At 71.8% G+C, this 19,734-nt stretch carries 15 protein-coding genes; 5 read left to right on the top strand and 10 right to left on the bottom strand.

Features of this window, described 5'->3' with window-relative positions; genetic code table 11:
• Window positions 1-232: 232 nt before the first annotated feature.
• Window positions 233-1,111, bottom strand: coding sequence for an ABC transporter permease (locus tag DN051_RS24920; protein WP_112439546.1), 879 nt, complete (start codon window positions 1,109-1,111; stop codon window positions 233-235).
• A complete protein-coding gene (locus tag DN051_RS24915) occupies window positions 1,108-3,759 on the bottom strand; it encodes a CocE/NonD family hydrolase (protein WP_112439545.1) in 2,652 nt (883 codons plus the stop codon). Before DN051_RS24915 ends, DN051_RS24920 begins: the two co-directional genes overlap by 4 nt.
• A 255-nt stretch (window positions 3,760-4,014) precedes the next feature.
• Here DN051_RS24915 and DN051_RS24910 point away from each other — a divergent pair, with 255 nt between their 5' ends.
• Window positions 4,015-5,400 carry a condensation domain-containing protein gene (locus DN051_RS24910; protein WP_112439544.1) on the top strand — a complete coding sequence of 462 codons (1,386 nt, stop codon included), beginning with the start codon at window positions 4,015-4,017 and terminating at the stop codon, window positions 5,398-5,400.
• A gap of 160 nt (window positions 5,401-5,560) precedes the next feature.
• Here DN051_RS24910 and mmsA read toward each other — a convergent pair whose 3' ends face one another.
• The 5 genes from mmsA to iolC are packed head-to-tail and all read right to left on the bottom strand — an operon-like array spanning window position 5,561 to window position 11,678.
• Window positions 5,561-7,063 carry a CoA-acylating methylmalonate-semialdehyde dehydrogenase gene (gene mmsA, locus DN051_RS24905; RefSeq protein ID WP_053763091.1) on the bottom strand — a complete coding sequence of 501 codons (1,503 nt, stop codon included), beginning with the start codon at window positions 7,061-7,063 and terminating at the stop codon, window positions 5,561-5,563.
• Between the two features lie 14 nt (window positions 7,064-7,077).
• Window positions 7,078-8,964: a 3D-(3,5/4)-trihydroxycyclohexane-1,2-dione acylhydrolase (decyclizing) gene (gene iolD, locus DN051_RS24900; RefSeq protein WP_053763090.1), complete on the bottom strand. Its 1,887-nt coding sequence runs from the start codon at window positions 8,962-8,964 to the stop codon at window positions 7,078-7,080.
• Window positions 8,961-9,782 carry a 5-deoxy-glucuronate isomerase gene (gene iolB, locus DN051_RS24895; protein ID WP_053763089.1) on the bottom strand — a complete coding sequence of 274 codons (822 nt, stop codon included), beginning with the start codon at window positions 9,780-9,782 and terminating at the stop codon, window positions 8,961-8,963. The genes iolD and iolB overlap by 4 nt, the downstream gene beginning before the upstream one ends.
• A 7-nt stretch (window positions 9,783-9,789) precedes the next feature.
• Window positions 9,790-10,680: a Cgl0159 family (beta/alpha)8-fold protein gene (locus DN051_RS24890; protein ID WP_112439543.1), complete on the bottom strand. Its 891-nt coding sequence runs from the start codon at window positions 10,678-10,680 to the stop codon at window positions 9,790-9,792.
• Entirely contained in the window at window positions 10,677-11,678 is a 1,002-nt protein-coding gene (gene iolC / locus DN051_RS24885; RefSeq protein ID WP_053763087.1) for a 5-dehydro-2-deoxygluconokinase, read from the bottom strand. The genes DN051_RS24890 and iolC overlap by 4 nt, the downstream gene beginning before the upstream one ends.
• A 411-nt stretch (window positions 11,679-12,089) precedes the next feature.
• Here iolC and DN051_RS24880 point away from each other — a divergent pair, with 411 nt between their 5' ends.
• Both DN051_RS24880 and DN051_RS24875 read left to right on the top strand, forming a co-directional pair.
• Complete coding sequence (locus tag DN051_RS24880) at window positions 12,090-12,290, top strand: helix-turn-helix transcriptional regulator (protein ID WP_053763086.1); 201 nt, start codon at window positions 12,090-12,092, stop codon at window positions 12,288-12,290.
• A gap of 50 nt (window positions 12,291-12,340) precedes the next feature.
• Window positions 12,341-12,922: a GNAT family N-acetyltransferase gene (locus DN051_RS24875; protein ID WP_112439542.1), complete on the top strand. Its 582-nt coding sequence runs from the start codon at window positions 12,341-12,343 to the stop codon at window positions 12,920-12,922.
• On the opposite strand, the gene DN051_RS24870 is transcribed toward DN051_RS24875, so the two are convergent.
• A complete protein-coding gene (locus tag DN051_RS24870) occupies window positions 12,903-13,946 on the bottom strand; it encodes a zinc-dependent alcohol dehydrogenase family protein (RefSeq protein WP_112439541.1) in 1,044 nt (347 codons plus the stop codon). The two genes, DN051_RS24875 and DN051_RS24870, sit on opposite strands and share 20 nt — an antisense overlap.
• A 136-nt stretch (window positions 13,947-14,082) precedes the next feature.
• Window positions 14,083-16,320, bottom strand: coding sequence for an MMPL family transporter (locus DN051_RS24865; RefSeq protein ID WP_112439540.1), 2,238 nt, complete (start codon window positions 16,318-16,320; stop codon window positions 14,083-14,085).
• Between the two features lie 163 nt (window positions 16,321-16,483).
• Here DN051_RS24865 and DN051_RS24860 point away from each other — a divergent pair, with 163 nt between their 5' ends.
• Both DN051_RS24860 and DN051_RS24855 read left to right on the top strand, forming a co-directional pair.
• A complete protein-coding gene (locus tag DN051_RS24860) occupies window positions 16,484-17,137 on the top strand; it encodes a TetR/AcrR family transcriptional regulator (RefSeq protein WP_246040658.1) in 654 nt (217 codons plus the stop codon).
• 186 nt (window positions 17,138-17,323) lie between these two features.
• On the top strand, window positions 17,324-17,563 hold the full coding sequence (locus DN051_RS24855) for a heavy-metal-associated domain-containing protein (RefSeq protein WP_053763081.1): 240 nt from the start codon (window positions 17,324-17,326) through the stop codon (window positions 17,561-17,563).
• An 877-nt stretch (window positions 17,564-18,440) separates the two neighbouring features.
• On the opposite strand, the gene DN051_RS24845 is transcribed toward DN051_RS24855, so the two are convergent.
• Window positions 18,441-19,730, bottom strand: coding sequence for a citrate synthase (locus DN051_RS24845; RefSeq protein WP_053763080.1), 1,290 nt, complete (start codon window positions 19,728-19,730; stop codon window positions 18,441-18,443).
• Window positions 19,731-19,734 lie beyond the last annotated feature (4 nt).

The following is a 19,734-nucleotide window of genomic DNA, read 5'->3' as shown; positions in this document are numbered from 1 at the left end:
AGCCCTACGGCTTCATCAACCCGACGCCCGGGAATTGGTTTCGCAGGTTCACCCGGTTGCCGCGCGCCGCATTCCGGCAATGCCCGGACAGCACCGGGCCCGGCACGGCGCGCGTTTCAACCGTTCCCCGCGCGGCGGAGCAGGCCGCCGCGCTTCCGACCAGGGACTGTCGTCAAATTCCCGCCTGCGCCGCGCCGCCCTTCGGGCAACGACGGCAATTTGACGAAAGGCCCTAGGACACCACGTCCTTTCGGGCAAATCCCCGGAAGGCCAGAGCGAAAAGCACGACTGCGTATGTTACGGAAATAGCCGTGCCCTGGATCATGCCGGACCACTCGGGGTCGGGCTGGACGGCGTCGGCCCAGGCGAACTGCCAGTGCGCGGGCAGGAAGTGCCGCCAGTCGCCGAGCGCCGTCACCGCGTCGAGGACGTTGCCGACGATGGTCAGGCCGACCGCGCCGCCGACCGCTCCCAGGGGGGCGTCCGTCCTGGTCGAGAGCCAGAACGCGAGCCCGGCCGTGACCAGTTGGGACACGAAGATGAACGCCACCACGACCACCAGCCGCTGGGCGGCGGTGCCCGCGTCGAGCGCGCCTCCGGTGGGGATGCGCAGCGGGCCCCAGCCGTACGCGGCGGCGCCCACGCCCAGCGCCACGACGGGCAGCAGCACCATCGCGGCCAGGCTCAGGGCGAGTCCGACGGCGAGTTTGGACCACAGCAGCCGGGCCCGCGGCACCGGCGCCGCCAACAGGTAGCGCAGGGAGGACCAGTTGGCCTCCGAGGCGACGGTGTCCCCGCAGAACAGTGCCACCGGGACGACGAGCAGGAAGCCCGCGGAGACGAAGAGGTTGACCGCGGCGAAGTTGGCGCCGGAGGCGGTCGCCGTGTCCATCAGCGTGATCCGGTCGCCGCCCGCGTCGGGCTCGCCGCCGATCGCGAAGGCGGCCACCAGCACGAACGGCAGGGCGGCGAGGATGCCGAACATCACCAGCGTGCGGCGCCGTTTGAGCTGGCGGACCAGCTCGACGCGCAGCGGGAGGGTACGGCCGGCCCGGTAGCCGGACGCGACCTCTTCGGTGCCGGTGCGCTCGGCGAGCGTGCTGCCGCTCATGCGGAGCCTCCGATCAGGGTGAGGAAGGCGTCCTCCAGGCGGCGGTGCGGGCCGACCGAGGCGACGGGTACTTCGAGCCGTACCAGTTCCGGGATCAGGCGGGCCGCGCTGCCGTCCGCGTCGAGGCGGACGAGGAGCCCGTCGTCGGTGAGCACGGCCGAGGCGACGCCCGCGAGCGCGGCGACCTTCTCGACGACCGGTTCCTCCACGGGCGCGGCGGTACCGACGAGGAGGGTGTCACCGGAGCCGACGATCTCGCCGACCGGGCCCGCCTGTACGAGCTTGCCCCGGTCCATCACCACGAGATGCGTGCAGGACTGCTCGACCTCCGCCAGGAGGTGGCTGGAGACGATCACCGTGCGGCCGGCGGCCGCGTACCGGATCATCACCTGGCGCATCTCGCGGATCTGCGGCGGGTCGAGGCCGTTGGTGGGTTCGTCGAGGATGAGCAGGTCCGGCAGGCCGAGCATGGCCTGGGCGATGGCCAGGCGCTGGCGCATGCCCTGCGAGTAGGTGCGCACGGCGCGGGCGAGCGCGTCGCCGAGCCCGGCGATCTCCAGGGCCTCGTCCAGGTGGGCGTCCTCGGCGGGGCGGCCGGTCGCCCGCCAGTACAGCTCCAGGTTCTCGCGGCCGGACAGGTGCGGCAGGAACCCCGCGCCCTCGACGAAGGCGCCCACCCGGGACAGTACGGGCGCGCCGGGCCGGATCGCGTGGCCGAAGACGCGGATATCGCCGCCGTCCGGTGTGATCAGGCCCATCAGCATGCGCAGGGTCGTCGTCTTGCCCGCGCCGTTGGGGCCGAGCAGGCCCAGCACCTGGCCCTTCTCGACGCGGAACGACAGGTCCTTGACCGCGTACCGGTCCGACGACTTCGCGTACCGCTTGCCCAGGCCGGTGATCTGGAGCGGTACGTCGGCCAGTTCGGGGTCCGGGGCGGGCGTCGCGGTGCGGCGGCGGGCGGACAGCAGCAGCGCCAGCGCGACGGCGGCGCCCATCGGCGGCAGCCACCAGACCCAGGCCGGCAGCGGTGCGGCGGCGGTCGTGACGGCCGGGGCCGTGGGGACCGACAGGTCGCCCTTCAGGGAGACGGTGTACTTCGCCGGGGCGGCCGGGGAGGCGTAGGCGAGGTCGGTGGAGGCGAGGACCAGGCGCAGCCGGTGGCCCTTGTCGACCTCGTGGTCGATCGCCGGGAGGGTGATCGTCACGTCCTTGCCGGACCTGGCGCCCTCGACCCTGACGGGGGTGACCAGCTGCGAGGGGAGCACCTGCCCGCGGCCGTCGGCGCCGACGTCGTACAGCTTGGCGAACAGGACGGCGTCGTCGGCGGTCGACCCGACGCGGACGGTCACCTTCGGGGTTCCGGTGATGTGCAGGTCGTCGGCGACCGGCGCCGACTCGAAGCGGGCGTGCTGGCCCGGGAAGTCCAGGGACACCCCGACGCCCAGCGAGGACAGCTGGGACAGGCCGCCCGCGCCGGCGAGGCCGGGGAGGGCGGAGACGGCGGGCGGGCCGGCGCCGGGCGGGTTGTCGAAGGTCTGCTCGCGTCCGGCCAGCCCGATCGGACGCGGTCCGTTCTCCAGGCCGGGGTAGGCGTCGGCGCTCGCGCCGCGCAGCTGGGCCTCGCCGTCGGAGGAGTCGACGCCTCCGGTGCGGGTGACGCGGAAGGCCGGGCCGGTGTCGGCGGCCCGCTCGTCCTTGAGGTGGCGGTCGAACCACGCCGTCACGCGCGCCCGGACACGGGCCGCCTCCAGGTCGCCGCCGTCATGGCCGCCGGCGATCCAGTCGACGTCCACGGGGGCGCCGTTGGCGCGGACGGCCCTGGCCGCCGCGTCGGCGTGGTCGAGCGGGAAGAGGGAGTCGGACTGCCCCTGCACCAGGAGTGTCGGCACCTCGACGCGGTCGGCGACCGCCGACGGGGAGCGGGCCTGGAGCAGTTCACGCGCCTCGGCGTCCGGGACGCCGGACTCGGCGACGCGCTCGTACATCGCGCACAGCTTCGGCTCGAACCTGGCGCAGCCGCCGCCGGAGTTGACGAAGATCCCCGCCCACAGCTTCTTGAACACGCCGTTCGGGAAGAGGGCGTCCGCGAGGTTCCAGTAGGTGATCGCTGGCGCGACGGCGTCCACGCGCCGGTCGTGCCCGGCGGCGAGCAGGGAGACCGCGCCGCCGTACGACGCGCCCGCCATGCCCACGCGCGGGTCGCCGTCGCGGTCGAGCCGGACCTGCGGCTGGAGCGCGAGCCAGTCGATCAGCCGGGAGACGTCGGCGACCTCGGTGTCCGGGTCGTTCAGCCCGATCCTGCCGGTCGAGTCGCCGAACCCGCGCGCCGACCAGGTCAGCACCGCGTACCCGTCCCCGGCCAGCTCCTCGGCCTGTTGCCGGACGTCGTCCTTGCTGCCGCCGAAGCCGTGCGCGAGCAGGACGGCGGGGCGGCGGCCGGACGGACCCGAGGTGAAGTACGAGGTGTCGATGCGCACCCCGTCGTCCATGGTCATGACCCGGTCGGCGCGGCGCACCGCGGGCGAGTCGTCGTCGGCGACGGCCGTCCACGTACCGGCACCGGCGAACACCACGACCGCGGCCGCGGCCGCGGCGGTCCGCCGCGGCCGCCGCAGCAGCGCTCGCCATCCGGGCAGTCGAAGATCCATGCGTCAACGGTACGGGGCGAAACCGTCAGCACGGCATCGACCGGAGACCGAACCACCGCCCCTCCCACAGGCGTACGGGCCGCTCGCGTGTACTGCGACGGTGGTACGGCGCGGCCCGGCGGCGCGTCCCCCCGTCGGGCGAAGCACCGTTGTTCGAGTCACCGCTCGATCCGCTGAAAAGCCGCGAAACGGTACGTGTAGGGCGCCCGCGCGTCAGATCCTTGAAGATCTGCCCCACTGTGAACGGAGACGTCTGTGCGCATCACCGACATCCAGCGCTGCGAGGTCCGGCCCGGACGGCTCGTCGAGTGGACGCTCAGTCCGGCGACCGTCGAGGCGGCCGCGGGCCTGCCGGACGACTCCAGGCCGCCGGCGTACGTTCAGGAGTCGCACATCAGGACGGCCCGCTCCGTACGCGAGGACGGTCTGTTCGTCCCGACCTGGATCGGTACGGCGTTCGACATCCCGGGCCGGATCGACCTCGACGCACTGGAGCGGGCGCTGCGCAGCTGGACCCTGCGGCACGAGACGCTGCGCAGCGGTTTCCGCCTGGTCGGTGACGAGATGCGCCGGTTCACCCTCGGCTCGGGGGCCGTGTCGCTGCACCGCGAGGTCGTCGGGGACTTCACCGAGGCGGGCCCCCTGGTCCGGCACCTCCAGGACCGCTTCGACGTCGCGGCGGACGCGCTCGGCTGGCCGAACCTCATCTACACCGCGGTGGTCCGGGACGACTGCACCAGCGTGTACATGGCCTTCGACCACAGCAACGTCGACTCCTACTCGCTCCAGCGCATCCCCGCCGAGGTCCACGAGCTGTACGCGGCGGGCGTCGCGGGCCGGGCCGTGGAGCAGGCGCCGGTGAGCAGCTACGTCGACTTCTGCGAGATCGAGCGGGCGGACGCGGACCGCATCGACGAGACCCACGAGATCGTCGACCGCTGGCGGGAGTTCATCGCCCGGTGCGACGACCGGCTGCCGAGCTTCCCCGTCGATCTCGGCCTGGAACCGGGCGGCGGACTGCCCGTCCAGCGGCTCATGACCGAGAAGCTCGTCGACGCGGACGACGCCGCGGCCTTCGAGGCCTACTGCCGCCCCTTCGGCGGCAGCGCGGTGGGTGTCCTGGCGGCCACCGGCCTGATCGTCCGCGAGATCGGCAAGCAGTCCGTCTACCGCACGGTCGTGCCGTTCCACACCAGGGTCAAGTCCCAGTGGTCCGACTCCGTGGGCTGGTACGTCGGTGGCGCCCCGATCGAGGTCTCGATGGAGCCGTCGGACGACTTCCCGGCCGTGCTGCGAACCGTGCGCGCCCAGCTCCAGGCCAACCGGCGGCTGGCCCGGATGCCGCTCGCCCGGGTGCTCAACCTGCTCGGCTCGGACTTCCGCCCGACCTCCCCCGACCTGTACTCGATCGTCTCCTTCACCGACGCCCGCTCCATCCCCGGCTCCGGACACTGGTCCGAGCAGGCGGCGTACGGGCTGATGAGGGTCTCGTACGGCGACCAGGTCTGCGTGTGGATCAGCCGGCTGCACGAAGGCCTGTGGTACGCCTGCCGCTACCCGGACACCGACGTCGCGTACAAGAACATGCGGTTGTACCTGGAGCGGCTGCGGGACCTCATCGTGATGGTGGCCCGCGGCTGAACCGCCGCCCCTCTCCCCCCCGTCCGGGCCGAGTGCCCGAGCGCTTTCGCGGCGCAGCCGACCCCGCGTGACGATCACCGCGCAGGCCGCGCCCGCCGGTGCGCAGCACTCGGCGGCCACTGCGTGCGCAGTGACCGCCGTACCGGTCGCCGGCTCCGCCTCAGTGGTTGCGCGGGAAGCCCAGGTCGACGCCGGCCGGGCCGTCCGCCGGGTCGGGCCAGCGGGTGGTGACGACCTTGCCGCGGGTGTAGAAGTGCGTGCCGTCGTTGCCGTAGATGTGGTGGTCGCCGAAGAGCGAGTCCTTCCAGCCGCCGAAGGAGTGGTACCCGACGGGGACCGGGATCGGCACGTTCACGCCGACCATGCCCGCCTCGATCTCCAGTTGGAAGCGGCGGGCGGCGCCGCCGTCCCGGGTGAAGATCGCGGTGCCGTTGCCGAACGGCGAGCGGTTGATGAGGGCCACGCCCTCCTCGTAGGTGTCCACGCGCAGCACGCACAGCACCGGACCGAAGATCTCGTCCTGGTACGCCTTGGCGGAGGTGGGCACCTTGTCCAGCAGCGAGATGCCGATCCAGTGGCCGTCCTCGAAGCCCTCGACGGTGTGGCCGGTGCCGTCCAGCACGACCTCGGCGCCCTCGGCGGACGCGCCCGTGACGTAGGACGCCACCTTGTCGCGGTGCGCCTTGGTGATCAGCGGGCCCATCTCGGAGGCCGGGTCGTCGCCGGGGCCGATCTTGATCTTCTCGGCGCGCTCACGGATCTTCTCCACCAGCGTGTCGCCGATCGCGCCGACCGCGACGACCGCGGAGATCGCCATGCAGCGCTCGCCCGCCGAGCCGTAGGCCGCGGACACCGCCGCGTCGGCCGCCGCGTCGAGGTCGGCGTCGGGCAGCACCAGCATGTGGTTCTTCGCGCCGCCGAGCGCCTGCACCCGCTTGCCGTTGGCGGAGGCGGTGGTGTGGATGTAGCGGGCGATCGGGGTGGAGCCGACGAAGGAGACCGCCTTGACGTCCGGGTGCTCCAGCAGGCGGTCGACGGCCACCTTGTCGCCGTGGACGACGTTGAAGACACCGTCCGGCAGGCCGGCCTCGGCCAGCAGCTCGGCGATCTTCAGGGAGACGGAGGGGTCCTTCTCGGACGGCTTCAGCACAAAGGTGTTGCCGCACGCGATCGCGATCGGGAACATCCACATCGGCACCATGGCCGGGAAGTTGAACGGCGTGATGCCGGCCACCACACCGAGCGGCTGGCGGATCGAGGCCACATCGACCCGGCTCGCCACCTGGGTGGACAGCTCGCCCTTGAGCTGAACGCTGATGCCGCAGGCCAGGTCGACGATCTCCAGGCCGCGCGCCACCTCGCCGAGCGCGTCGGAGTGCACCTTGCCGTGCTCGGCGGTGATCAGCTCGGCGATCTCGTCGCGGTGCGCGTCCAGCAGCGCCCGGAACTTGAACAGGATCGTGGTGCGCTGGGCGAGCGAGGACTGACCCCAGGTCGTGAACGCGTCCTTCGCGACCGCGACCGCCGTGTCGACCTCCTCGACCGTCGCGAACGCGACCTTCGTGGTGACCGCGCCGGTCGCCGGATCCGTGACCGGACCGTAGGTGCCCGACGCGCCGTCGACGGACTTGCCGCCGATCCAGTGGTTGACGATCTTCGTCATGACCAGTTACTCCTTCACAGATGGCGGCGCCGGCTCGAGACGTGCCGTTCGTACAGCTCACGGGCCTTGACCGCGGACGCCCGGGTCGCGGTCTGGGCCACAGGTACATCCCACCAGGCCTGGGCGGCGGGCGCGCCCGACACTGTGTCTGCCGTTTCGGTCTCGACGTAGACACATGTGGGAGTGTCGGCCGCCCGTGCCTCGGCGAGCGCGGCGCGCAGGTCCGCTACGGTCCGTGCGCGCAGCACCCGCATGCCGAGGCTCTCGGCGTTGGCGGCCAGGTCGACGGGGAGCGGGGCGCCGGCGAAGGCTCCGTCGTCGTTGCGGTAGCGGTAGGCGGTGCCGAAGCGCTCACCGCCCGTTTCCTCCGACAGGCCTCCGATGGAGGCGTATCCGTGGTTCTGCACCAGCAGCATCTTGATCGCGACACCCTCCTGCACGGCCGTCACGATCTCCGTCGGCATCATCAGGTACGTGCCGTCGCCGACCAGCGCCCACACCGGACGGTCGGGCGCGGCCAGCCTCACCCCGATGGCGGCCGGGATCTCGTAGCCCATGCACGAGTAGCCGTACTCCAGGTGGTACTGGTCCCGCGACCGGGCCCGCCACAGCTTGTGCAGGTCACCGGGGAGGGAGCCGGCCGCGTTGATGACGATGTCCGATCCGTCGACCAGCGCGTCCAGCGCGCCGAGCACCTGGAGCTGGGTCGGCCGTGCCTCCGGATCGTCGGCCGCCCAGCAGGCGTCGACGCGCCGCTCCCAGCGCTCCTTGCCCTCGGTGTACCGGGCGACGTACGCGGGCGGCACCCGGTGGTCGTGCATCCGCAGCGCCTCGGTCAGCTCCGACAGGCCGCTGCGGGCGTCCGCGATCAGGGCCCGGCCGGCCAGCTTGTGGCCGTCGTACGGCGCGATGTTGAGGTTGAGGAAGCGGACCCCGGGGTCCTCGAAGAGGGTGCCGGAGGCGGTGGTGAAGTCGGTGTAGCGGGTGCCGACGCCGATGACCAGGTCCGCGGCACGGGCCAGTTCGTCGGCGGTGGCGGTGCCCGTGTGGCCGACGCCGCCGACGTCCTGGGGGTGGTCGTGGGGCAGGGAGCCCTTGCCGGCCTGGGTGGAGGCGACGGGGATGCCGGTGGCCTCGGCGAACTCGGCGAGGGCGGCCTCGGCGCGGCTGTGGTGGACACCGCCGCCGGCGATCAGCAGCGGCCGCTCGGCCTGCCTGATCGCCCGTACGGCCTCGGTCAGCTCGATCGGGTCGGCGCCCGGCCGGCGCACGGACCAGGTCCGCTCCGCGAAGAAGTCCTCCGGCCAGTCGTACGCCTCGGCCTGCACGTCCTGGGGCAGCGCCAGCGTCACCGCGCCGGTCTCGACCGGGTCGGTGAGCACCCGCATGGCCTGGAGCGCCGCCGGGATCAGGGCCTCGGGGCGGCTGATCCGGTCGAAGTACCTCGACACCGGGCGCAGGGTGTCGTTGACCGACACGTCGCCCGCGTACGGCACCTCCAGCTGCTGGAGGACCGGGTCGGCCGGGCGGGTGGCGAAGATGTCGCCGGGCAGCAGGAGCACCGGCAGGTGGTTGATGGTGGCAAGGGCGGCGCCGGTGACGAGGTTGGTCGCGCCGGGGCCGATGGAGGTGGTCACGGCGTGCGCGGACAGGCGGTTGGACTGGCGGGCGTAGCCGACCGCCGCGTGCACCATGGCCTGTTCGTTGCGGCCCTGGTGGAACGGCATGACGTCCGCGTACTCGACGAGCGCCTGGCCGATCCCGGCGACGTTGCCGTGGCCGAAGATGCCCCAGGTGGCGTCGATGAGCCGGTGCCGTTCGCCGTCCCGTTCGGTGTACTGCGCGGCCAGGAAGCGCACCAGCGCCTGCGCGACCGTCAGCCGCGTGGTCGAGGTCGTCATCGGTAAACCCCTGTGCTTTCTACGTGGTCGGGGTGGAAACAGATCCGCCACTCCCGTGTCTCGCCGGGTCCCGCCATGACGTTCAGGTAGTACATGTCGTGGCCGGGCTGGGCGACGGACGGGCCGTGCCATCCGTCCGGGACGAGGACGGCGTCGCCGGAGCGGACCTCGGCCAGCAGATCCGCCCCGCCGTCCCGGGAGGGCGACACGCGCTGGTAGCCGAAGCCGTTCGGGCCGTCGATCTCGAAGTAGTAGATCTCCTCCAGCTCGGCCTCCTCGCCCGGCCGGTGCTCGTCGTGCTTGTGCGGCGGGTAGGAGGACCAGTTGCCGCCGGGGGTGATGACCTCGACGGCGATGAGCCGGTCGCAGACGAAGGCGTCGGCGGAGGCGAAGTTGCGCACCTTGCGGGCGCAGTTGCCGCTGCCGCGTTCTTCCACGGGGACCTCCGGCGCGGGGCCGTAGCGGGCGGGGAGTCGTCGCTCGCACTTCGCTCCTGCCAGGGCGAAGCGGCCTCCCGCGCCGGAGGAGATCTGTGCCCGGGCGTCACGGGGCAGGTACGCAAAGTCGGTCGTCCCCGCGAACACGCCCTCCCGGCCCAGGAGGGTGAACACCTCACCCGTCACGTGCACGGTGCAACCACCTTGCAGGGGCAGCACGATCCACTCGCTGTCCCCCGTGGTGAAGGTATGCGTACCGCCCGCCGCGAGCTCGACGACGCGCAGGCTGCTGTACGTCCAGCCGGCCCGCTTCGGGTCGATGTCGAGCACATGGCCGGCGCCGGCGGTGGAGCCCCTCGGAACGTGCAACTCGTTGCTCATGCGGCCCTCACAGCAGTCCTACGGCGGTGTCCACGGCGGCGGCCACGTCGCCGTCCGCCGGGTAGAGCAGCGAACGCCCGACCACCAGTCCGCGCACGGTGGGCAGTTGCAGCGCGCCGCGCCACTTCTCGTACGCGCCGGCCTGCGCCGCGGCGGAGCCGCCGACGTCGCCGCCGAGGAGCACGGCGGGCAGGGTCGTCGTCTCCATGACCCGCGCCATGTCGTCTGGGTTCTCGGTGACGGGCACCTTCAGCCAGGTGTACGCCGAACTCCCGCCGAGGCCCGACGCGATGGCGATGGACTTCGTGACCGCCTCCGCGGACAGGTCGTTGCGCAGCCGCCCGCCGGCGTCGCGGCGGGAGATGAACGGCTCGACGAAGACGGGCAGCCGGCGCTCCGCCATGTCGTCGATGGCGCGGGCGGTGGACTCCAGCGTGTTCAGTGAGCCCGCGTCGTCGTAGTCGATGCGCAGCAGCAGCTTGCCCGCGTCGAAGCCGAGGCGCCGGATGTCCTCGGCGCGGTGGCCGGTGAAGCGGTCGTCGAGTTCGAAACTGGCGCCCTGGAGCCCGCCGCGGTTCATCGAGCCCATGACGATCTTGTGGTCGAGGACACCGAGCAGCAGCAGGTCGTCGAGGATGTCGGCGGTGGCGAGGACGCCGTCGACGCCGGGTCTGCCGAGGGCGATGCAGAGGCGTTCCAGCAGTTCGGCCCGGTTGGCCATGGCCAGTTTGCGGTCGCCGACGCCGAGGGCGCCGCGCGCCGGGTGATCGGCGGCGATGATCATCAGCCGTCCGCTCTCACCGAGCAGGGACCGGCGGACACGGCGGGCGGCAGCCTCGGCGATCGCCTCGGGGTGCCGGGTACGGGTGCGGACGAGGTCCGCGACGTCGACGGTCATCGGTCGTCTCCCGTGGGCCGGACCGGGGTGGGCGCGGCGGCCGTCGAGGCGGTCACGGCGCCGGCGGCGAGGGCCTGCGCGACCTCCTGCGGGGTCGGCATCGCGGAGGAGCACTCCAGCCGGGAGGCGACGATGGCGCCGGCGGCGTTGGCGTGCCGCATGATCCTCTCCAGGTCCCAGCCGGCGAGCAGTCCGTGGCAGAGGGAGCCGCCGAACGCGTCACCGGCGCCCAGGCCGTTGAGGACGGTGACCGGGAGCGGGGGGACCTCGGCGGACTCGCCGCTCGCGGACACCGCGAGGACGCCCTTCGGGCCCTGCTTGACCACGGCCAGTTCGACTCCGGCGTCGAGCAGGGCGCGGGCGGCGGCGTGCGGTTCGCGGACGCCGGTGGCGACCTCCACCTCGTCGAGGTTGCCGACGGCCACGGTGGTGTGCCGCAGGGCCTCGGCGTAGAAGGGCCGGGCCGCGTCGGGGTCGGACCAGAACATGGGGCGCCAGTCCAGGTCGAAGACCGTCGTACCGGACTTCGCCCGGTGGGCGAGGGCGGCGAGGGTCGCCGTACGGCTGGGCTCCTCGCTCAGGCCGGTGCCCGTCACCCAGAAGATGCCGGTCTCCCCGATGGCGTCGAGGTCGAGCTCGTGGGCGTCGATCTCCAGGTCGGGGGCCTTGGGCTGCCGGTAGAAGTACAGCGGGAAGTCGTCCGGCGGGAACACCTCGCAGAAGGTGACCGGGGTGGGCAGCCCGGGCACGGGCGTGACCCAGCGGTCGTCGACGCCGAAGTCGCGCAGCGCCTCGTGCAGATAGGTGCCGAACGGGTCGTCGCCGGTGCGGGTGATCACCGCCGTGCGCCGGCCCAGACGGGCCGCCGCGACCGCGACATTGGTCGCCGAGCCGCCGAGGAACTTCCCGAAGGACGACACCTGTGGGAGCGGGACGCCGGTCTGGAGCGGATACAGGTCCACTCCGATCCGCCCCATCGTGATGAGGTCGTACGCCATCGAGATCCCTTCGCGTTCCCGTCGCGCCTTCGGGACGGCCGCTGCGGGCCGTCGTCGGCGGTTCTCTCCGATTTTCTAGTCTCCGCCGAGGAGCCCTGTCAATAGTTTGTCCAGACATTCGGACCAGGGGTCGGGAATCGGCCACGGGCCCTGACCCGAACCGAAATGTCAACGCGCCCCGCCCTGCCGACCCGCGTGCGCCATTGCTGCATCTGTGTCACAAACACCACCTCCGTGTCACACATGTCGCGTGTACGCGCGCCCTGCGTCACGCGCGGACCACAGACGCTGTCCGGTGCTCACTCTCCGTCGTTGACCGGGCACAGGCTTGTTGATCACCAGCAAGACAGCCCGGCTCCCCCGACGGCCGCTCCCGGCCGACGCCGTGGCACGCGCAGGGAGGTGCACCTCATGACCGACCGAAGGCTCTGGTCGTACAAGGAGATCGCGGCACACATCCGGGTCCAGCCGGACACCGTGCGGTCGTACCGCAAGCACGGACTGCTGCCGCCACCGGATCACGTGGAGGGCGGGAAGCCCTACTGGTACGCCGACACGGTCCGCGCCTGGGTGGCCTCCCGGCCGGGCAACCGGGGCCGCAGAACGGAGTGACGCACCACCCCGGTTCCGTGCCCCGCCGCCGTGTGCGGCACAGTCCTCGCATGGACTTCTCCGTCAAGCCCGTACTGACCGGCGAGAAAGTGGTGCTGCGGCCGTTCACCGAGGACGACGCGGAGGCCGTGTGGGAGATCCTCCACGACCCCGAGGTCGTCCGCTTCACCTTCGAACCGTCCACCGAGATCACCCGGGAGGGACTGCGTGCCTGGTACGGCTCCCGGGCCGGTCAGTCCGACCGGCTCGACCTCGCCGTGACCGACCGGCACACCGGCGAACCGGTCGGGGAGGTCGTCCTCAACGAGTGGAATCCCGAGGCCCGCTCCTGCAACTTCCGCACGCTGATCGGGCCGCGGGGCCGCGGCCGGGGCCTGGGCACGGAGGCGACCCGGCTCATCGTCGGCCACGGCTTCGAGCAACTCGGCCTCCACCGGATCGAGTTGGCCGCCTACGGCACCAACCACCGCGCCCTGCGCGTCTACGAGAAGGTCGGCTTCGTGCGCGAGGGCGTACGGCGGGAGGCCGCGTGGCGGGACGGGGAGTGGGTCGACGAGGTGCTGATGGCCGTGCTCGACCGGGAGTGGGCCGGCCACCGGGGCTCCGTCCGAGTCAGCCCCACGGCTCGATGACCGTCACGCCCGCGCCGGGCGCGTCACCCAGCGCCGCCAGCGCGTCCGGGGCCGCCGCCAAAGGGAGGGTGGAGGTCACCAGGAGGTCGGGGCGGAGGGTGCCCGCCCGCACCAGCTCCAGCATCGGCGGGTAGGTGTGGGCGGCCATGCCGTGGCTGCCGAGGACTTCGAGTTCCAGCGCGATGACACGGGCCATGGGGACGGGCGTGGTGCCCGTGGCCGAGGGCAGCAGGCCGACCTGGACGTGGCGTCCGCGGCGGCGCAGGCCGTCCACGGACGCGGCGCAGGTGGCCGGGGAACCCAGGGCGTCCAGCGACAGATGCGCGCCGCCGCCGGTCAGCTCCCGGACCGCCGCCGCGGTGTCCTGCGCCCGGCCCGCGTCGAAACACTCCGCCGCGCCGAACTTCCGGGCCAGCTCCAGTGCCCGCGGTGACACGTCCACGGCGACGACGCGCGCACCCGCCGCCGCGGCGATCATCACCGCCGACAGACCGACTCCCCCGCAGCCGTGCACGGCGACCCACTCTCCGGCCGCCACCCGGCCCTGCCGCACGACCGCGCGGAACGCCGTGGCGAACCGGCATCCGAGCGAGGCCGCCGTCGCGGAGGTCATGCCGTCCGGGACGGCGACCAGGTTCACATCGGCGTGGTCCAGCGCCACGTACTCGGCGAACGAGCCCCAGTGCGTGAAGCCGGGCTGCGTCTGCCGCTCGCACACCTGCTGGTCGCCGGCCGCACACGCCGGGCAGGTGCCGCAGGCGCAGACGAACGGCACGGTGACCCGGTCGCCGGGCCGCCAGTCGGCCACCCGGGCGCCGACCGCCTCCACCACACCGGCGAGTTCATGACCGGGGACGTGCGGCAGCGTGATGTCCGGATCGTGCCCCTGCCAGGCGTGCCAGTCGCTGCGGCACAACCCGGTGGCCTCGACCCGCACCACCACGCCGTGCTCCGCGGGCCGCGGGTCGGCCACCTCCCGCACCTCGGCCGGCTCCCCGAACCGCTCGAACACCACAGCCCGCATCCGTCGTCCCTCGCCTTCCGCCGTGAACGTGTCGGGGTGGCGCCGCGCCCGCGGCCGCGGGCGGGACCCGGCGTCCGCACCGGCCGTCCGGCCGGCCCGCCGAGGCCACCCCGCGATCACCCGCTCCGGCGGAACGCTAACGCCCGGCCGCCACCTTGTCCTGCCGCGCCCGCTCCTCCTGCCCGGCCGCTCCCGCGTTCGTCGAGGAAGGCTCGCCCTCACCGAGTCCGAACCGTGTGTGCAGGCGGCGCAGCGGCGCCGGGGCCCACCAGGTGGCGCGGCCGGTCAGACGCATCACCGCGGGGACCAGCAGGCTGCGCACGACCATGGCGTCCATCAGCACGGCCAGCGCGATCCCCAGACCGAGCATCTTGGTATTGGTCACCCGGGACGTGCCGATCGCGATCATCACGACCGCGAGGATGACCGCCGCCGCCGTGATCAGACCGCCGGTGCGCTCCAGACCGTGGCGGACCGACTGCTCGTGGACGCCGGTGCGGTCGTACTCCTCCTTGATGCGGGAGAGCAGGAACACGCCGTAGTCCATGGACAGGCCGAAGGCGACGCAGAACATCAGGACGGGCAGGGTCGTCTCGATCGAGCCGGTGCTGGTGAAGTCGAGCAGGCCGGAGAGGTGGCCGTCCTGGAAGACCCAGACGACCGCGCCGAACATGGCGGTCAGGCTGAGGGCGTTGAGGATCACCGCCTGCAGCGGGATCAGCACGCTTCCGGTGAGCAGGAAGACCAGGATCAGGGTGACGACCGCGATGAACGCCAGTGCCCACGGCAGGCGTTCGGCCATCGCGTCCTTGGAGTCGACCAGCGCGGCCGCCGTGCCGGTCACATGGGTGTCGAACGGTGCCTGCGCCGCCCGCAGTTCGTCCACCAGGCGCTGGGCCGGTCGGTCGACCGCCTCGCCCTCGGGCAGGACGGTGAAGTACGCCGTGTCGCCGTGCACCAGCGGACCCTCCACGCGCAGCACGTCCGGCAGCCCGGCGATCCGCTCCTTGTAGTCCGCGTACTGCGCCTCGGTGGCGCGGCCCTCGGCCAGGATCTCCAGGCCGCCGCCGGGGCTGCCCGGGAAGCCGTCCCGGATCTGCTGCTGCACCACATGGGACTCGGCGCTCACGGGGAGCTGGCGGTCGTCCGCCGTGCCGAACCGCACTCCCAGGAAGGGCAGTCCGAGCAGCAGCAGAACCGCCGTCGTGCCCCCGGCGAAGAACGGGGCCCTGCGCATCACGAGCACCGCCGCCCGGCCCCAGTTCCGGCCGTCCGCGCCGGTCGTCGGCTCCGGCACGCGGCCGCGGCGGAACAGCCGCCGCAGATCGAGGGAATTGACCCGGTGGCCGAGCAGCACGAGGGCCGCGGGGAGCAGGATAAGCGCCGCCGCCGCGGCGAGCAGGACCACGGCGATGCCCGCGTAGGCGAAGGACCGCAGGAAGTACTGCGGGAAGACCAGCATCGCGGCGAGCGAGACCGCGACCGTCAGGGCGGAGAACAGGACGGTGCGGCCGGCCGTGCGCAGGGTGATGCCCACGGCGGCGACCGGTTCGGCGCCGGCGGACAGCTCCTCGCGGAAGCGGCGGACGATGAACAGGGCGTAGTCGATGGCGAGGCCGAGGCCCAGGGCCGTGGTGAGGTTCAGCGCGAAGACCGAGACGTCGGTGAACTCCGTGAGGCCGCGCAGCACCGCGTTGGTGCCCAGGATCGCGACGATGCCGATGCCCAGCGGCAGCAGGGCGGCCACCGCGCTGCCGAAGACCGTCACCAGCAGCACCAGCGTGACCGGCAGGGCGATCAGCTCGGCCCGGGTCAGGTCCTCCTGGATGATCTTCTGCATCTCGTGCCGCACCGCGACCAGGCCGCCGATCTCGACCTCCACCGGACCCTGTGTGCCGCGCAGGGAGGGCGCGATGCGCTCCAGGGTCTCTCCCGCGGTCTTCTCGTCACCCGTGATGCGGGCGGCGATCAGCGCTCGGCGGCCGTCCTCGGAGCGCAGGGCGGGCGACCCGGACCGCCAGTAGGACCCCACGCCCACGACGCCCTCCTCGCCGGCCAGCCGCTCGGTGAGCCGACGCGCCTCGCCGGCGACGGCCGGGTCGTCCACCGAGGCGCGGCCCGCGTCGACGAGCAGCAGCAGATTCGGCTGGGAGTCGGGGAACTCCCGCTCCAGGGCCCGGGTCGCGTACGTGGACTCGGCGCCGGGGTCCTCCCAGCCGCCGCTGCCCAGCCGGTCGCCCACCGAACCGCCGGCCAGCACGGCGAGGACGGTCAGCACCAGGGCCGCGAGCAGCGACAGGCGCGGCCGGGCCGTCACGAAGCGCGTCCAGCCGCCCGGGTGTGGTGTTGGCGGCGGTGTGTTGACTTCGGTCATCGTGCGGTGTCCCCTTCACCGTGACCCGTGCCGTCCGCCTGACGCGGGGGCATGGGTCAGCCGTAGCCATAGACTGGCAAACACGAGAGAGCGCTCGCGTTCCACCAGAATGCGAGCGGGCGCTCGCGTTTGTCAATCGCGTTCCGAGACCTGGGGATCACGAGTGCCCGAGAACACCGAGAAGGCCGAGTCGGAGCCGAAGGCGGACACCAGACCCCGCCGCCGCCAGGCGCGCGGCGAACGCCGGATCGCCCAGCTGCTCGAAGCCGCCGCTTCCGTGTTCTGCTCCTCCGGGTACACGGCCGCCAGCACCAACGCCATCGCACGCGAGGCGGGCGTGTCGCCCGGCACGCTGTACCAGTTCTTCCCGAACAAGGAAGCGATCGCGATCGAGCTGGGCGACCGCCTCATGCACGAGATGCGGGAGACCTACGGCGAGGCGCTCGGCCCCGTGGATCCCGCGACGCCGCTGGAGGAGGCCGTGGAGGCGGCCGTCGACCGCTTCATCGACTTCAACTGCCGGCACCCGGTCTTCTTCGCGCTGATGCACGGCCCCGACATCCCGGGCCGGATGGCCGAGGCGCACGAGGCACTGCACACGACGCTGCTGGAGCGCATCCAGACCCGGCTCGCCTCGGTGCTGCCCGACGTACCCGCGGCCGACCTCGCCCGCATCACGGAGGTCTGCCTGGGTCTCTACATGGCGGGCCTGGAGCTGGTCCTCACCCACGAGGGCGCCGAGCGCGAGGCCTATGTCCGGGAACTCAAGAACGTCCTGGTCCGCTACCTCGCGCCGCTGGCCGCGCCGCCCGCCTGAGCGCCGCGCGCGTCGGCCGGACGCGTGTCACAGGCGGAACAACTTCACCTTCCCGCACCGTTTTCCTGTCGGCGGGTCGTTGCCGTTCCTCATTGGAAGCGATACCCCCTAGGGGTATAGTGGGGCAGGTGCGGGGGTCCACCGCGGGCCCCGTCAACCCCACACGCCTCGACGAGGAGCAACGACATGACCGCGCAGACCGACACCACGGGTTCCGTCACCGCCGTCTACAAGGTGAGCGGGATGAGCTGCGGACACTGCGAGGGCGCCGTCTCCGGCGAGATCTCCGAGATCCCGGGCGTCAGCTCCGTGCAGGCCGTCGCCGCCAGCGGGGAGGTCACCGTCGTCTCCCTGTCCGCGCTGGACGAGGAGGCCGTGCGTGCCGCCGTCGACGAGGCCGGCTTCGAGCTGGTCGGGCGCGCCTGAACCTCCACAACCCGCGCACCGGGCCGTACCGGCGCACCGACCCCGAGTCGGCGCCGTGCGGCCCGGTTCGTCGTTCCGGGCGGCCGCGCCGAAGGAGACCAAACCGAAGCAGGAGCCCCCTGGAGTCAGAGGCGAGCCTCACATAAGCTCTTCACAAGGCTCGCGCATCTTCCTTACGCTTGAGCTCCGTTCGCGATATGGGGCCTCTTGCGCATCTAACAGGACATATGCAAGAGACGCAGATCACAGTGATGTGAACGTAACCATCGAAGGGGTTCGAAGGTCTAAGTTGGCGATGTCAGAGGGCGTCTTGGGGGGCGTCAGCTGGCATCTGGGGATGTCTTGGGGGACTTCCTCAGAGATGCGTTGCCGGGACACGTACACCGGGGAGCTTTGAGCGGCCCTCCCAGCGTGCGCTGTCCCGGCAGGCCGCAGCCGCCGGACGGTATGCAGCATGCACCACCCGAGTACGACGAGTTCTGCTCATTGTGCTCAGACAGCGATTCAGGCGCTGGTCCTCACAGACGCCCGGCCGGATCCCGTGGGGGGAATCCGCACCGGGACATGGGAAGGCGCCCTGGTCGTCGGCCCGTGGGGGGACTGACGCACCAGGGCGCCTTCTTCTTCGATCCGTGAACCCGACCGGCTTCGGCCTCGAGTCCGCGCGTTCCGGCCGTCGAGGCCGCTCCGGCCGTTGAGACCGTTCCAGTCGTTCTGGCCGCTCCGGTCGTCGAGACCGCGGCCGCTCCGGTCGTCGAGACCGTCCTGGCCGTTCAGGCCCTTCCGACCGTTCGGACAGTCATCGCCGTTCCGGCCGATCGGGTGCAGTCGTCCGTCTGCGACCCGATCCGCCGGACAGGTCCTGAGCCGGTGCGGCTCAGCGCTCCTCTACGGGCACGAAGTCGCGCTCGACCACGCCCGTGTAGATCTGGCGCGGGCGGCCGATACGGGAACCCGGCTCCTTGATCATCTCGTGCCACTGGGCGATCCAGCCGGGCAGCCGGCCGAGGGCGAACAGGACCGTGAACATCTCGGTCGGGAAGCCCATGGCGCGGTAGATCAGGCCGGTGTAGAAGTCGACGTTCGGGTAGAGGCTGCGCGAGACGAAGTAGTCGTCGGAGAGCGCGTGCTCCTCCAGCTTCAGCGCGATGTCGAGCAGCTCGTCGGACTTGCCGAGAGCGGACAGGACGTCGTGCGCGGCAGCCTTGATGATCTTGGCGCGCGGGTCGAAGTTCTTGTAGACCCGGTGGCCGAAGCCCATCAGGCGGACGCCGTCCTCCTTGTTCTTCACCTTGCGGATGAAGGAGTCGACATCGCCGCCGGCGTCGCGGATGCCTTCCAGCATCTCCAGGACGGACTGGTTGGCGCCGCCGTGCAGCGGGCCCCACAGGGCGTTGATGCCGGCGGAGATCGAGGCGAACATGTTCGCCTGCGAGGAGCCCACCAGGCGGACCGTGGAGGTCGAGCAGTTCTGCTCGTGGTCCGCGTGCAGGATCAGCAGCTTGTCGAGGGCGGCGACCACGATCGGGTCCAGCTCGTACTCCTGCGCGGGGACCGAGAAGGTCATGCGGAGGAAGTTCTCGACGTAACCGAGGTCGTTGCGCGGGTAGACGAACGGGTGACCGATCGACTTCTTGTACGCGTACGCGGCGATCGTCGGGAGCTTGGCGAGCAGGCGGATGGTGGAGAGGTTGCGCTGCGTCTCGTCGAACGGGTTGTGGCTGTCCTGGTAGAACGTGGACAGCGCCGAGACGACCGAGGACAGCATGGCCATCGGGTGGGCGTCGCGCGGGAAGCCCTTGTAGAAGTTCTTGACGTCCTCGTGCAGCAGGGTGTGCCGCGTGACCTCGTCCTTGAACCCGCTCAGCTGGTCGACCGTCGGCAGCTCACCGTTGATCAGCAGGTAGGCCACCTCCAGGAAGGTGGAGCGCTCGGCCAGCTGCTCGATCGGGTAGCCCCGGTAACGGAGGATGCCGGCTTCGCCGTCCAGGTAGGTGATGGCCGATTTGTACGCGGCGGTGTTGCCGTAACCGCTGTCCAGGGTCACGAGACCGGTCTGGGCGCGGAGCTTTCCGATGTCGAAGCCCTTGTCCCCGACGGTGCTGTCGATCACCGGGTAGGTGTATTCGCTGCCGTCGTACCGCAGTACTACAGAGTTGTCGCTCACGTCT

This window comes from Streptomyces cadmiisoli (assembly GCF_003261055.1).
Classification (GTDB): Bacteria; Actinomycetota; Actinomycetes; order Streptomycetales; family Streptomycetaceae; genus Streptomyces; species Streptomyces cadmiisoli.
The sequence above is the reverse complement of the archived record's forward strand: the minus strand, read 5'-3'. Positions and strand labels throughout refer to the sequence as shown.

Bases quoted from the DNA above. Each gene is read 5' to 3' on its own strand.
- DN051_RS24855 (WP_053763081.1), top strand. From the start codon at position 17,324: ATGACCGCGCAGACCGACACCACGGGTTCCGTCACCGCCGTCTACAAG.
- DN051_RS24875 (WP_112439542.1), top strand. From the start codon at position 12,341: ATGGACTTCTCCGTCAAGCCCGTACTGACCGGCGAGAAAGTGGTGCTG.
- iolD (WP_053763090.1), bottom strand. From the start codon at position 8,964: ATGACGACCTCGACCACGCGGCTGACGGTCGCGCAGGCGCTGGTGCGC.
- DN051_RS24880 (WP_053763086.1), top strand. From the start codon at position 12,090: ATGACCGACCGAAGGCTCTGGTCGTACAAGGAGATCGCGGCACACATC.
- iolC (WP_053763087.1), bottom strand. From the start codon at position 11,678: ATGGCGTACGACCTCATCACGATGGGGCGGATCGGAGTGGACCTGTAT.
- DN051_RS24870 (WP_112439541.1), bottom strand. From the start codon at position 13,946: ATGCGGGCTGTGGTGTTCGAGCGGTTCGGGGAGCCGGCCGAGGTGCGG.
- DN051_RS24890 (WP_112439543.1), bottom strand. From the start codon at position 10,680: ATGACCGTCGACGTCGCGGACCTCGTCCGCACCCGTACCCGGCACCCC.
- mmsA (WP_053763091.1), bottom strand. From the start codon at position 7,063: ATGACGAAGATCGTCAACCACTGGATCGGCGGCAAGTCCGTCGACGGC.
- DN051_RS24920 (WP_112439546.1), bottom strand. From the start codon at position 1,111: ATGAGCGGCAGCACGCTCGCCGAGCGCACCGGCACCGAAGAGGTCGCG.
- iolB (WP_053763089.1), bottom strand. From the start codon at position 9,782: ATGAGCAACGAGTTGCACGTTCCGAGGGGCTCCACCGCCGGCGCCGGC.
- DN051_RS24915 (WP_112439545.1), bottom strand. From the start codon at position 3,759: ATGGATCTTCGACTGCCCGGATGGCGAGCGCTGCTGCGGCGGCCGCGG.
- DN051_RS24865 (WP_112439540.1), bottom strand. From the start codon at position 16,320: ATGACCGAAGTCAACACACCGCCGCCAACACCACACCCGGGCGGCTGG.